This is a genomic window from Rahnella sp. CG8 (assembly GCF_023701875.1).
In the GTDB taxonomy this organism is placed as follows: domain Bacteria; phylum Pseudomonadota; class Gammaproteobacteria; order Enterobacterales; family Enterobacteriaceae; genus Rahnella; species Rahnella aceris.
The window spans coordinates 41,635-54,851 of the sequence record NZ_JABAED010000005.1 but is presented as its reverse complement, the minus strand read 5'-3'; the positions used below and the strand labels follow the sequence as shown (position 1 = coordinate 54,851).

11 protein-coding genes are annotated in these 13,217 nt (G+C 52.7%); all 11 read left to right on the top strand.

The window, feature by feature from the left end:
* Positions 1–5: 5 nt before the first annotated feature.
* The 11 genes from ascF (at position 6) to HGO41_RS06380 (ending at position 13,215) form a co-directional block, all read left to right on the top strand.
* Positions 6–1,478, top strand: coding sequence for a PTS cellobiose/arbutin/salicin transporter subunit IIBC (ascF, locus tag HGO41_RS06430; RefSeq protein ID WP_241917108.1), 1,473 nt, complete (start codon positions 6–8; stop codon positions 1,476–1,478).
* Between the two features lie 20 nt (positions 1,479–1,498).
* Positions 1,499–2,929: a 6-phospho-beta-glucosidase gene (locus HGO41_RS06425; protein ID WP_112152396.1), complete on the top strand. Its 1,431-nt coding sequence runs from the start codon at positions 1,499–1,501 to the stop codon at positions 2,927–2,929.
* A gap of 369 nt (positions 2,930–3,298) precedes the next feature.
* Complete coding sequence (locus HGO41_RS06420; protein WP_013575704.1) at positions 3,299–4,387, top strand: glycoside hydrolase 5 family protein; 1,089 nt, start codon at positions 3,299–3,301, stop codon at positions 4,385–4,387.
* 296 nt (positions 4,388–4,683) lie between these two features.
* On the top strand, positions 4,684–5,598 hold the full coding sequence (locus HGO41_RS06415; RefSeq protein WP_013575703.1) for a helix-turn-helix transcriptional regulator: 915 nt from the start codon (positions 4,684–4,686) through the stop codon (positions 5,596–5,598).
* 24 nt (positions 5,599–5,622) lie between these two features.
* The gene (locus HGO41_RS06410; protein WP_013575702.1) at positions 5,623–6,717 is read left to right on the top strand and encodes a hypothetical protein; all 1,095 of its coding nucleotides are present in this window, start codon (positions 5,623–5,625) and stop codon (positions 6,715–6,717) included.
* Positions 6,718–6,784: 67 nt separating this feature from the next.
* Positions 6,785–8,356 (top strand): cobalamin adenosyltransferase, encoded by a 1,572-nt coding sequence (locus HGO41_RS06405; RefSeq protein ID WP_153375706.1) that lies wholly within the window; start codon positions 6,785–6,787, stop codon positions 8,354–8,356.
* On the top strand, positions 8,353–8,619 hold the full coding sequence (locus HGO41_RS06400) for a YkgJ family cysteine cluster protein (RefSeq protein WP_013575700.1): 267 nt from the start codon (positions 8,353–8,355) through the stop codon (positions 8,617–8,619). Before HGO41_RS06405 ends, HGO41_RS06400 begins: the two co-directional genes overlap by 4 nt.
* A gap of 100 nt (positions 8,620–8,719) precedes the next feature.
* A complete protein-coding gene (locus HGO41_RS06395; RefSeq protein ID WP_250980876.1) occupies positions 8,720–9,937 on the top strand; it encodes a nitrate- and nitrite sensing domain-containing protein in 1,218 nt (405 codons plus the stop codon).
* A 281-nt stretch (positions 9,938–10,218) separates the two neighbouring features.
* Positions 10,219–11,481 (top strand): CmpA/NrtA family ABC transporter substrate-binding protein, encoded by a 1,263-nt coding sequence (locus HGO41_RS06390; protein WP_112152399.1) that lies wholly within the window; start codon positions 10,219–10,221, stop codon positions 11,479–11,481.
* A gap of 12 nt (positions 11,482–11,493) precedes the next feature.
* Complete coding sequence (gene ntrB / locus HGO41_RS06385) at positions 11,494–12,408, top strand: nitrate ABC transporter permease (protein ID WP_112198696.1); 915 nt, start codon at positions 11,494–11,496, stop codon at positions 12,406–12,408.
* A 9-nt stretch (positions 12,409–12,417) separates the two neighbouring features.
* Positions 12,418–13,215, top strand: a complete 798-nt coding sequence (locus tag HGO41_RS06380; protein ID WP_013575696.1) for an ABC transporter ATP-binding protein — start codon at positions 12,418–12,420, stop codon at positions 13,213–13,215.
* Positions 13,216–13,217: the final 2 nt, after the last annotated feature.

The window sequence follows — 13,217 nt, the reverse complement described above, 5'->3', positions numbered from 1 at the left end:
TACACATGTCTAAAAATTTTGCAGCAATATCACAATCGATTGTGGATGCCATCGGCGGCGCACAGAACGTTGCGGCAGTGACACACTGCATGACGCGCCTGCGCTTTGTGCTGAATGACGAATCTGTTGTTGATGCCGCCACACTGAAAGCCATTACCGGCGTGATGGGCGTGGTGCGCAACGAAAAACAGTGCCAGGTGATCATCGGTAACAACGTTTCTCAGGCGTACGCTGAAGTGCTGAAACTGCTGCCGGAAGGCTTCTCAGCCAGTGACGACAGCGCCGCACCGTCGAAAAATAAAATCACCCTGAAACGTATCGGCTCCGGCATTCTGGATGCGCTGATCGGCACCATGTCGCCGCTGATCCCGGCCATTATCGGTGGTTCAATGGTGAAACTGCTGGCGATGATCCTGGATATGACCGGCGTGTTCGACAAGGGCGCTTCCACGCTGGTGATCCTCAATACCATCGGCGACGGTGCGTTCTTCTTCCTGCCGGTGATGGTGGCGGCGTCGGCAGCGGTGAAATTTAAAACCAATATGTCGCTGGCGATTGCGATTGCCGGGATCCTTGTCCATCCGGCATTTATCGATTTAATGGCGAAAGCGGCACAGGGGCAGAAAGTCGAATTTATTGGCATTTCCGTCACGGCGGTGAAATACACCTACACCGTTATTCCGGCGCTATGCATGACCTGGCTGCTGTCTTACATTGAAAAATGGGTCGATCGCATTACACCGGTTGTCACTAAAAACTTCCTCAAACCGATGCTGATTATGCTGATTGCCGCACCGATCGCCATCATGCTGATTGGTCCGCTGGGCATCTGGATCGGTACCGGGATTTCAGCGGTGGTGTATACCGTTCACAGTTATCTGGGCTGGCTTTCTGTCGCCATTATGGGCGCGGCCTGGCCGCTGCTGGTGATGACCGGCATGCACCGCGTGTTCACGCCAACCATTATTCAGACCATCGCGGAAACCGGCAAAGAGGGCATGGTGATGCCGTCCGAAATTGGCGCGAACCTGTCACTGGGCGGTTCTTCACTGGCGGTCGCGTGGCGTACCAAAAACCCGGAACTGCGTCAGACTGCGCTGGCCGCAGCGGCTTCAGCGATTGTCGCCGGGATTTCCGAACCCGCCTTGTACGGCGTGGCGCTGCGGCTGAAACGTCCGCTGATCGCCTGCTTAATCAGCGGCTTTATTTGCGGTGGCGTGGCGGGATTAGGCGGACTCGCCAGCCATTCGATGGCGTCGCCGGGGCTGTTTACCAGCGTGCAGTTCTTCGACCCGTCGAATCCGATGAGCATTGTCTGGGTGGTGGGCGTGATGGTCCTCGCGGTGGTGATCTCCTTCTTCACTACCTTGCTGCTCGGATTTGAAGATATTCCGGTGGAAACCGTGGCGCCAAAAAATACAGCGCCGGAATCAACGGCTTCCGCCTCCTTTGCGGTTTCGCAAAGCGCAGTTAAATAAATTAAAGGAGAGGATTTTACATGTCAGCATCAGCATTTCCTGAAGGTTTTTTATGGGGCGGCGCGATTGCCGCAAACCAGGCCGAAGGCGGCAGTTTCGAAGGAGGCAAAGGGCTGACCACGGTAGATATGATCCCGCATGGCGCGCACCGTCTGGCGGTAAAAACCGGTCAGGAAAAACGTTTCTCCCTGAAAGACGACGAGTTTTATCCGGCGCATCAGGCGATTGATTTCTACCATCGGTACAAAGAAGACATCGCGCTGATGGCAGAAATGGGCTTTACCGTGTTCCGTACCTCAATTGCCTGGAGCCGTCTTTATCCGAACGGTGATGAGCAGGTGCCGAACGAGGAAGGTATCGCGTTTTACCGTGACGTATTTGCGGAATGCAAAAAGTACGGCATCGAACCGCTGGTGACGCTGTGCCATTTTGATGTGCCGATGCATCTGGTCATCGAATACGGCTCGTGGCGTAACCGCAAAATGGTGGAGTTTTTCGCCCGCTATGCGCGTACCTGTTTTGAAGCGTTCGACGGGCTGGTGAAATACTGGCTGACCTTCAACGAAATTAACATCCTGCTGCACAGCCCGTTCTCCGGTGCCGGTTTAGTCTTTGAAGAGGGCGAAAATCAGGAGCAGGTGAAATATCAGGCGGCGCACCATGAGCTGGTGGCCAGTGCTTTAGCGACAAAAATTGCCCATGAAGTGAACCCGGAGAATCAGGTCGGCTGTATGCTGGCTGGCGGGAATTTCTATCCGCAAACCTGTAAACCGGCTGATGTCTGGGCGGCCCTGCAAAAAGACCGCGAGAACCTGTTCTTCATCGATGTGCAGGCGCGTGGCGAATATCCGTCATATACCCGTCGCGTCTTTGCCGAAAAGGGCGTTAACGTCGTGACTGAGCCGGGCGATGACGACATCCTGAAAAACACCGTCGATTTTGTCTCGTTCAGTTACTACGCGTCGCGTTGTGCGTCAGCAGACATGAACGACAACAACAGCAGCGCGGCGAATATTGTTAAATCGCTGAAAAATCCGTACATCGAGGCCAGCGAATGGGGCTGGGGCATCGATCCGCTCGGTCTGCGCATCACCATGAACATGATGTACGACCGCTATCAGAAGCCGTTATTCCTGGTCGAAAACGGCCTCGGCGCGAAAGATGAAATCAACGCGCAGGGCGAAATCAATGACGATTACCGCATCAGCTATCTGCGTGAGCACATCCGCGCGATGGGTGAAGCGATCACCGATGGCGTTCCGCTGATCGGCTACACCTCATGGGGGTGTATCGATCTGGTCTCCGCCTCGACCGGTGAAATGAGCAAGCGTTATGGCTTCGTTTATGTTGACCGCGACGATGCCGGTAATGGCACGCTGGAAAGAAAGAGAAAGAAATCGTTCTGGTGGTACAAGAAAGTGATTGCCAGTAACGGGGGGGATCTGGGCTAATGCTGTAACGGGGAATATCCGCAGACCGGGTATTCCCCGTTACCGGAAGGTATTAATTAATCATTTCATTTACTGAAGTTATTTTCGTCATTATTTATTATAGTTTTAACGTTATTATTTCCTGTAACAAACATGCAATATAATTATCCCATTGCATCCACTCTGCTATTCTTTTCTCCTTCTCCATTAATTCTATTTTAATTTCACCCTCTGTCACGCGGGGGAATTTTCCTGTTGGCTCAGCAAATTAGGTAAAAAGAGTGTGATCTTAATTGCAGAACCTGAGCATGCAAATTGCAGCTATTGTTCGCAGGTAATAAAAAGCAGCGAATAATATGAGTTAATGCATTTTAACATCAGGAGTGATGAATGAAAAAGCAATGGAGCAGGGAACAGGCGGCTGCGTGGAGTGAGCAACAGGGCTGGATTTGCGGATTTAATTATCTGCCGCGCACGGCGGTTAACTGGACCGAACTGTGGCAGCGTGAAACTTTTGATGCGCCGGTGATTGATCAGGAACTCGGCTGGGCACAGGAAGCGGGTTACAACCAGTTGCGCATCAATCTGCCGTTTATCGTCTGGCAGGCCGATCGCGACGGTTTGCTGGCGCGCATCGATCAGTTTCTCAGTATTGCCAGTCGTCATGACATCAGGGTCATGCTCACGCTGATGGACGATTGCGGATTCTCCGGCGATGAGCCGTTCCTCGGGCCGCAAAAAGCACCGGAACCGGGCAAACATAACAGTCAGGCGGCTGCCAGTCCGGGGCGGGATGTGGTCTGCAACCGCGATATGTGGCCGGAGGTGGAGATTTATGTGCGCGACATCATCCGTCATTTCCGCACCGACGACCGTATTGCCATCTGGGATTTGTACAACGAACCGGGTAACCGTGGCACGTTCGCCACCGGACTGGAAGAAACGATGTATGACGAAAAACTGGAAGGGTTTGCGCTGGAACTGATGCATAAGGCATTTGTCTGGGCGCGCGGGGAAGATCCCGTCCAGCCGCTGACCGTCGGTGCCTGGCATTGTTCACAGGATCCGGACCAGCCGGAAAGCGAGTTTTTCACCCATCCCATCGATGTGGCGGCGGCTGAACTTTCTGACGTCATCAGTTTTCACGCGTATGTCGCGACGCCGAAACTTTTACAGACACTGCGTTTCTGGCAGAAATTCAACCGCCCGATGTTATGTACCGAATGGCTGGCGCGCCATGTCGGCAGCGTGTTTGAGGAGCAACTGCCGCTGTTCAGCGCGTTCAATGCGGGCTGTTATCAGTGGGGATTAGTGCGCGGTAAAACCCAGACCACGCTGCCGTGGCCCTCGGTGCGCAAGGGCAATCACGATTATGCCCATTTATGGTTTCACGATGTGCTCGACGAATACGGCATTCCGTTCCGGCGCGCCGAAATGGAGCTGGTCCGCCGTTTAACGCGCATTAAGAGTACAGGTTGATTATTCAGGTTTTGACATGCTGAATTATTATGCTGCTGAAACAGCATTATGTTTCCATGTTACAGGCCGAAATTTGAAAGAAAAGGCGTCCGTTGGCATCCGGGAAACTGCGTGCTGACGGACTTTTTTTTACTTCATTAAGTTGTTCATATTTTTTCGTGATGAATTCCCCTAAAAATTTAAGTTTTGTCAAAAACGGGCGATAAAAGAGAAATACCGAATGGGTGACTGACAAACCCTGTCAGTGAGTTATGGATAATCACCACATCACCTCACTGTAGCTTTAGGATTAAACGATGGCGCGTCGCGTAAAATGCCGCTCGGCGGAGCGGCTGGTTGATATATTAACGGAGCTACACCTGAATGGCGTTGTTAAACGCAATTCGCTTATGGAGAAATTCTCAATCACTGAACGGACGGTCTATCGTGATTTGAATGCACTGTCGACGGTCATTGAGCACTGTGGCGAAGGTGAATACCGGCTTTCATCCGCCCTGCAATCGACACAAACGGAAAATTTGCATCATTCGCTGGCAAAATTTTTGCAGGCTGACAGTTACTTCCCCGAACGTGGAAGTGATTTTTGGCAGTATCTCGATGCCCGATTGAACGAAAAACATATCAGCATTCAGAATGCCAGCCCTGAACATACGTTAAAGGCCGATCTTCGTCGTCATTTCCCGGCCATCGAGAAAGCCATCAGACAGCGGAATCTCTGTAAACTGACCTATAAAGGTAAAGACCGGGAACTCCACCCGTACCGGCTTATCAATCAGCACAATATCTGGTATTTACAGGCGACAGATAAAGGGAAGCTGAAATCTTTTTCACTGAGTCAGATCGAGTGGCTGGATATTAAAAAAGAAACCTTTATTCCCGATATTACGGTAATGGCTTTACTGGAAAGCAGTCAGGATCCCTGGATTAGCCGGGAAGGCTTTGACGTGAAACTTCATGTGAAAGGACGCCATGCTCATTATTTCAAAAGACGTGACTTACTGCCTGAACAGAAAATGCTTCAGGATGACGGAAATGGTGTTGTCGTGAGTTGCCGGGCTGCGCATGAAAATCAAATATTACCGCTGATACTTTTCTGGTTGCCTGAGATAGAAATTCTTGAACCTTTCTGGCTCAGGGATGCGCTTTTCCGTTTATTAAAAGGCTACCTGTCCTCAGCTGAAAAATCCTTACTGCCCGCAGAGGCAAAATAATTTAAATAACAATGGAGATGTATTATGGCAATTCCTCTAATCATTTTAGGTGCCGCAGCAATTGCAACTGCCGTCGGCGGTAAAAAAGCGTACAAAGGCTATCAGGACAAATCTGAAGCCAATGAGATCCTTGAGGGGGCTAAAAATCGCTATGACAGTCGCAAGAAAGCCTTCGATATCGTCAATGATGACGCTTCCCGCAAACTTGAACGCCTGGGTAAAAAAGAATTAAGAATTGGCGAGGAATTCCGCGAGTTTGACACCATAGCTAAAGAACTTTTGGCAAAAATGGAGCAAGACGGCCATACCCAGTTGCGTCTGGAAATACCACAGCATCGTTTAAACAAGATTGAGAAGCTGGCTATTTCGGCGACCGAATATCTCGGAACTGTTGTGGGGGCCGGAACATCAGGTGCAGCGGCCGGATTCGCTGTTTACAGTGGTGTCGTGGCGTTTGCGGCGGCCTCCACCGGCACACCTATCGCAGCACTCTCAGGTGCAGCAGCCTATAATGCCACGATGGCTGCCATTGGCGGAGGCTCGCTGGCGGCAGGCGGTTGGGGTATGGCCGGTGGGGCGATGGTATTGGGCGGCGCGGTGGTTGCACCCATCCTGATGATCGCCGGCTGGGCTTATGCGGCACATGCGGAGAAAGCACTGGAAAATGCACAGGATGTCGCCCGTCAGGTGAGATCTGCCGTAGATAAAATGAATCTGGCCGAGTCGCATCTTAAAGTGGTGAATAAATATGTTGATTCTATTTATACTTCCTTGTCTCAGCTTCACACCCTTTTTGCGACCTATTTCACCCCGCTGAAAGAAATGCATCAGAAAATTCTCGAGCGTCGTAATAACAATATTCAGGATGCTATTGAAGACTCTGAAGAATGTCTGCGTATGATTGAGAATGGTTACATGCTGGCGGCTATTATGACTGATGTCATTACCACGCCGTTATTTAAACCAGTGACCAATGAAAAAAATGAAGCTGTTATTGAGAACGGTGTCGTGCAATTGCAGACCGATACGGATGGGATCAACGTGCTGAATAAACACGCACTGGATAAGGCGTTGGCTAAATCCGAAGTGGATAGCGCGAAATATACCTTAAAAGCTTAAAACTGACCGGGCCTGCGTGCCCGGTATTTTTCAGAGTGGCTATTTATACAACAGGTGGCATTATCCTATGGCGACGCAGGAAATAGATTGGGGAAAGGAATTACATGAGACTGTGGTGAAAAGTCTCGCAACATCATTTGGCCTTGATTTTCTGCTGCTTAAAGATCAGGACGGCGGTGATGTTAATACGATTCAAAATGTCCGAAAGGGGATTTACGCTACTGAAGAAGAACGCACGCGGTATGAAAACCGTGCAGCCTATGATCCTGATGTCTACCATCAACATGCAAACTATAAAAAAAACAACGCCAGCGTCAGTGCGCAGCGCAAAGCCGGGACATTAACGGACAGCTACACGGGCGAAACGCTAAAGCCCAATGACAAGGTGCATCTTGACCATATTATTGCCGCCAACGAAATTCATCATGATGCGGGTCGGATCTTGTCAGAACTGAACGGAGCCGATCTGGCCAATGATGACAGCAATCTGACGCCGACCGGAGCAACGCTAAACACTTCTAAAAAAGCACAGCCGATGTCGGATTTCGTGAAAAAATTGCAAAAGGAATATCAGGTTAATCAGCAGGAAATCGCGACCTTAAAAAGTCAGCCGGTGCTGACGGAGAAACAGCAGAAGCGCCTGCAAAGTCTGGAAAATAAGTCTAAAGCAGATTTTGAACGGATGCAGAAAGCAGATGAAAAAGCACGGGGGCGTTATGAATCAGAAGTCAACCTCAGCTATTACACCAGCAGCAAATTTGCCCTGAATGTCGCCAGTGCGTCGTTATCAACCGGATTGCGGATGGGAAGCCGTCAGATGCTGGGGCTTATCCTCGCAGAGGTCTGGTTTGAAGTTCACGAACGCATCCCTTCCCTCTATGCCCGCCAGCGTAAACGCTTTGATGCCAGAGAATTCCTGGGTGATATCGGTGAAACATTGGTCGCCGCATGGGAACGGGTAAAAGCAAAATTTCGTGATTTTCTCACGGCCTTTAAAGACGGCGTATTGGGTGGCGTGCTGTCGGCTATCACCACGGCGTTGTTTAACATTGTTTTCACTACGAAAAAGATGCTGGTCAGATTGATTCGCGAGATGTGGAATAATCTGGTTCAGGCATTCAAAATCATGGTGTTCAATCCGGATAATCTGCCGCCAGGCCAGCAGGCCAAAGCAGCGAGTCGCGTGATAGCCGCGGGAATTGCCGTCGTAACGGGTGTGCTGATTAATGAATATCTGGCGAGCGTATTTCTGTTCCCGTTCGGCCCTGAACTTGCTGCATTTTGCAGCGCACTGGCGACGGGGATCCTCACGCTGACCATGAATTATTTTCTGGAAAGCAGTGCTCTGATGCAAAAACTATGGGCATTCCTCGACAGATTCAAGGATAAGTATCAGAAAGCGGTAGACTATTTCCAGAATGTGAATGCGGAGCTTGATCGTTATATTCTGGAATTAACCCGGATTGAGTTTGCTATGGATGCGGATGAACTTGCCGCATTTACCGGACATTTAGGGTTGATCAATGATGAAATTTGCCGCGGATTGCTGCTGAAAGCAGAGGCGGAGAAACGCAATATCAGCCTGCCTTTTGAGGCCGGAAATGCACAATCCACCCGAAGCTGGCTGAGTTCTTTATGAGTCTGACGCCATCTTTTCCCTGTAATCAGTGCGGTGCCTGTTGCCGCCATGTTCATCGGGCAGAGGAAACGCGCTATCTCGATCGCGGTGACGGTGCCTGCCGTCACTACGATGATACCCGCCGCCAATGTAAGGTTTATGACCAGCGCCCGCTGATATGTCAGGTCGAAAAACAGTTTTTACTGAATTATCAGCAGCAATATAGCTGGCCTGAATTTATCGAACTCAACCAGATAGCCTGCCGCGTACTTGAGACGTTGTAATCATCAATACGCGCGGGGACAGGCTACCTGCACCGGTATTTCATCTCCGGCACACTTCTTGCTTAACCTGATCAACCTCTGTCTGATATCAGGTTCCTCCATGTCCCTTTCTGCCCTTAGTTTCGTACTGGCATCGAAAAAAAGTGAAATCATCTGCCTGCAACAACTGCTGGAGATGGGCAAGCTGGTTGGCGCGGTCAGCCAGCTGATCCATGTGCTGCAACGTGAGCGGGGCACGGCGAACATCTATTTATGTTCGCACGGCGAACTGTGGGCGGAACAACTGAGTGAGCGGGCGTTACAGGTCCAGATGGCGGAACAGGCGGTGGACCAGCAGTTGCTTGCGCGGGATCTTAACGGACAGAGCATGGGCAATGCGCCGCGTCTGTTCAGCCGTATCGCTGCCGTCTTACACAGCCTCAGCACATTGCCGGTGCTGCGCCGTCAGGTGCGGGCGCTGGATATCAGCCAGCCGGAAGCCATGCGTCAGTACAGCGAGGTTATCCGCACGCACCTGGCGCTGGTATTTGAAGCCGCCGATATTTCGGGTGACCCGTCCATTTCACGGGCGTTACTGGCGATGTTTAGCTTTATGCAGGGTAAGGAACTGGCCGGACAGGAGCGTGCATCAGGCGCTGCAGGGTTTGCCGCGCGGCACTTCGATGACGTGACGCATCAGTTGCTTTTAGATCTGATCGAAGGTCAGGAGCGGTGTTTTCAAACCTTCAGGGAATTTGCCGATGTCCGCTGTCTGGCGCTGTGGCAACAACAACTGAGCGCCGACAGCAGCGAGTTCGAGCGCCTGCGCCGGATTGCCTGCACCCGAACCACCCCGGCAGATGACGGCCCGGATGCTGCGCTGCGCTGGTTTGAGGTGACCACGGTGCGTATTGACGGCATGAAAGTGGTGGAAGATTTACTGGAAGACATTCTGATGGAGTGCTGCCGTGAGCGGATCCGCGAAGCGCAGGCGTCGCTTGCCCTTCAGCAGCAAGATATCGGAGAAATGCCGCAGCAGGAGTCGCATTATCCGGCGCTGATGCCGCCGCAGCTCAGCCGTTGCGTACTGGAGCTGGTCGAGCAGCAATCCCGTCAGTTACAGGCGCTCGATGCCGAACTGGCCGGGCTTCGCGCCACACTGGCTGAGCGAAAACTGGTGGAACGTGCCAAAGGGTTGCTCATGCAACACCACGGCCTGACCGAACCGCAGGCGCATAAAACTCTGCGTGATATGGCGATGAACCAGAACAAGAAGCTGTCGGAGATTGCCGAAGCGATGCTTGCGGTATCGGCTGTATTAGGGAAGAAAGGCGACTAATCCCTAAGGAGTATCTGCACTGTCCGTGTGCCATTGTGATGTGCACAGCGTGCTGTGGCGGTGCACCAGGCGGTCAGGCGAGTGCGGGAAATGCGCTAACCGGCTGATTTTATTGCGATGCGCGAAGTTGGCATACAAGCTGCATTGTTTTACAACATAAGGACTAAACCAATGGCGGTTTAGTCAGGATTACGGATAAAGGCGTCCGTCAGCGTTCAGGAAACTGAGCGCTGACAGGACGCTTTTTTTTTGCTCATTTTTCAACATTACAGGAAGCCGCAATGACGCAAGACGATAAAAAAACTCCGGGGCAATTCTCCCGCCGCCGCTTTATTGCCGGCAGTGCGGTGCTGGGCGGCAGCATGATGATGCCGGGCTTTATGAACAGCGTCTGGGCGGCCGGTTCAGATGCGCCCGAGAAAAAAGAAATCCGCGTCGGGTTTATTCCGCTGACCGATTGTTCGTCCGTGGTGATGGCGGCAGTGAAAAAGTTTGATGAGAAGTACGGCATCAAAATTATCCCCAGCAAGGAATCAAGCTGGGCGTCGGTACGCGACAAACTGGTGTCCGGTGAACTTGATGCCGCGCATGTGCTTTACGGGCTGGTGTATGGCCTGCAATTGGGCGTGTCCGGCCCGCAGCATGACATGGCGATGTTGATGTCGCTCAACAATAACGGGCAGGCGATCACGCTTTCAAATCAGCTGAAACAGGCCGGTGTCACCGATGCGGCTTCGCTGAAAAAAATGGTCGATGCCAGCGCCAAAGGCACCTACACCTTTGCGCAGACATTCCCCACCGGCACGCATGCCATGTGGCTGTATTACTGGCTGGCGAACGCCGGTATTCACCCGTTTAACGATGTGCGCAACGTGGTCGTACCGCCGCCGCAAATGGTGGTGAACATGAAAATCGGCAACATGAGCGGTTACTGCGTCGGTGAACCCTGGAACCAGCGCGCCATACAGGACGATATCGGTTTCACCGCCGCCACGTCACAGGAGATCTGGCCGGATCATCCGGAAAAAATTCTCGGAACGACGTCAGCCTGGGTCGCGGCCAATCCGAATGCCGCCCGTGCGCTGACCGCCGCCGTGCTTGATGCCTCACGCTGGATTGACACCTCCGATGCCAACCGTACCGAAACCGCGCAGGTCGTCGCCGCACGCGCCTACATCAATACGCCGGTGGCAACGATTCAGGGGCGGATGCTCGGTGATTACGAAAACGGACTGGGCAAAAAGTGGAAAGATGCCCACAGCATGCGCTTCTTCAACGACGGCGCAGTCAACTACCCGTATCTCTCCGACGGCATGTGGTTCCTGACCCAGCACAAACGCTGGGGATTGCTGGACAAAGATCCGGACTATCTGGCGGTGGCCAAAAAAATCAATCGCATTGACGTCTACAAACAGGCGGCGACGGCGGTCGGCGGCATCAACCTGCCGTCCGGGGATATGCGCAGCAGCACGCTGATGGACGGGAAAGTCTGGGACGGCAGTAACCCTGCTGAATACGCCAACAGTTTTGCCATGAAACGCTAAGTGAGGTCGCCGATGTCCATGAATTCAAAACCTAATGTTATCGCGCTGACCGAACCGGTGAGTGCAGAAATTGTACCGATCGCCCCGGTAACGCAGAACGCCGCGCCGCCGGTCCGCGCCGCCAAAACGGCTTACCTCGCCCGGTTGCGCGTGGTGATGCACCGCGTGTTGCAAAAAGCCATTCCGGCATTGCTGGGCGCCATCGTCGTGATCGCACTGTGGCAGATTGCCGCGCTCAGCAGTAAAGGGTTTCCGACGCCGCTGAAAACCTGGGAAGCGGCCAAAGTGATTTTCGCCGATCCGTTTTACATCGCCGGACCGAACGACATGGGCATTGGCTGGAACGTACTGGCATCGCTCAAACGTGTGGCGATGGGCTTCGGGCTGGCGGCACTGATCGGCATTCCTGCCGGATTCCTGATCGGGCGTTTCAGTTTTATCGCCAGCATGCTCAATCCGATCATTTCATTGCTGCGGCCGGTCAGTCCGCTGGCGTGGTTACCCATCGGTTTACTGCTGTTTCAGCGCGCGGAACCCGCCTCGGCGTGGACCATTTTTATCTGCTCGATCTGGCCGATGATCCTCAATACGGCTGAGGGCGTAATGCGTATTCCGCAGGACTATCTCAACGTCGCGCGGGTGCTGAAACTCAGCGAATTCACCGTGATGCGCAAGATCCTGTTTCCGGCGGTACTGCCTTACATCCTCACCGGTGTGCGTCTGTCGATTGGTATCGCCTGGCTGGTGATTGTTGCCGCCGAAATGCTCACCGGCGGTGTCGGGATTGGTTTCTGGATCTGGAACGAATGGAACAACCTCAACGTGGAAAACATCATTATCGCCATCCTGCTGATTGGCGTGGTGGGCATGGTGCTGGAGCAGGGGCTGATGGCCATTGCCCGCCGATTCAGTTACGACAACCGTTAGGAGCCTGAGATGAAAAACGACAAAGCCATTATCCGCGTGCAGAACGTCAGCCAGAGTTTCCCGACCGCGAAAGGGCAGTTTCTGGCGCTCGACAACGTCAGCTTTGATATTGCGCAGGGCGAAACGGTCAGCCTGATTGGTCATTCAGGTTGCGGAAAATCCACCTTACTGAATCTGATTGCCGGGCTGAGTCGCCCGACGGAAGGCGTGTTGCTGTGTGATAACCAGGAAATCACCGGCCCCGGCCCGGAACGCGGCGTGGTGTTTCAGAACCATTCACTGCTGCCGTGGCTGACCACTTTTGAGAACGTGGCGCTGGCGGTGAATCAGGTATTTAAAGGGGTGATGAGTAAAAGTGAAATGCGTGACTGGATTTCGCACAACCTCGATCTGGTGCACATGGGGCATGCGGCTGACAAACGTCCGGGTGAGATTTCCGGCGGTATGAAACAGCGGGTGGGCATCGCCCGTGCGCTGGCGATGAAACCGAAAGTGTTGCTGATGGATGAACCTTTCGGCGCGCTCGATGCGTTAACCCGTGCACATTTGCAGGATGCGGTGATGGAGATTCAGTCGCGCCTGAAAACCACGATTTTGCTGATCACACACGACGTGGACGAAGCGGTATTGCTTTCAGATCGCGTAATGATGATGACCAACGGCCCGGCAGCGAAAGTCGGCGACGTGTTGCAGGTAGAACTGGCGCGTCCGCGCTCACGGCTGGCGCTGGCGAACGATCACCTGTTCCACCAGTACCGTCAGCAGGTGCTGCAGTTCCTGTATGAAAAACACCGGTCAGTTGCCTGATT

Coding starts and splice junctions, on each gene's coding strand:
- HGO41_RS06420 (WP_013575704.1), top strand. CDS start 3,299: ATGAAAAAGCAATGGAGCAGGGAACAGGCGGCTGCGTGGAGTGAGCAA.
- ntrB (WP_112198696.1), top strand. CDS start 11,494: ATGTCCATGAATTCAAAACCTAATGTTATCGCGCTGACCGAACCGGTG.
- HGO41_RS06405 (WP_153375706.1), top strand. CDS start 6,785: ATGGCGACGCAGGAAATAGATTGGGGAAAGGAATTACATGAGACTGTG.
- HGO41_RS06380 (WP_013575696.1), top strand. CDS start 12,418: ATGAAAAACGACAAAGCCATTATCCGCGTGCAGAACGTCAGCCAGAGT.
- HGO41_RS06410 (WP_013575702.1), top strand. CDS start 5,623: ATGGCAATTCCTCTAATCATTTTAGGTGCCGCAGCAATTGCAACTGCC.
- HGO41_RS06400 (WP_013575700.1), top strand. CDS start 8,353: ATGAGTCTGACGCCATCTTTTCCCTGTAATCAGTGCGGTGCCTGTTGC.
- HGO41_RS06425 (WP_112152396.1), top strand. CDS start 1,499: ATGTCAGCATCAGCATTTCCTGAAGGTTTTTTATGGGGCGGCGCGATT.
- HGO41_RS06390 (WP_112152399.1), top strand. CDS start 10,219: ATGACGCAAGACGATAAAAAAACTCCGGGGCAATTCTCCCGCCGCCGC.
- HGO41_RS06395 (WP_250980876.1), top strand. CDS start 8,720: ATGTCCCTTTCTGCCCTTAGTTTCGTACTGGCATCGAAAAAAAGTGAA.
- HGO41_RS06415 (WP_013575703.1), top strand. CDS start 4,684: ATGGCGCGTCGCGTAAAATGCCGCTCGGCGGAGCGGCTGGTTGATATA.
- ascF (WP_241917108.1), top strand. CDS start 6: ATGTCTAAAAATTTTGCAGCAATATCACAATCGATTGTGGATGCCATC.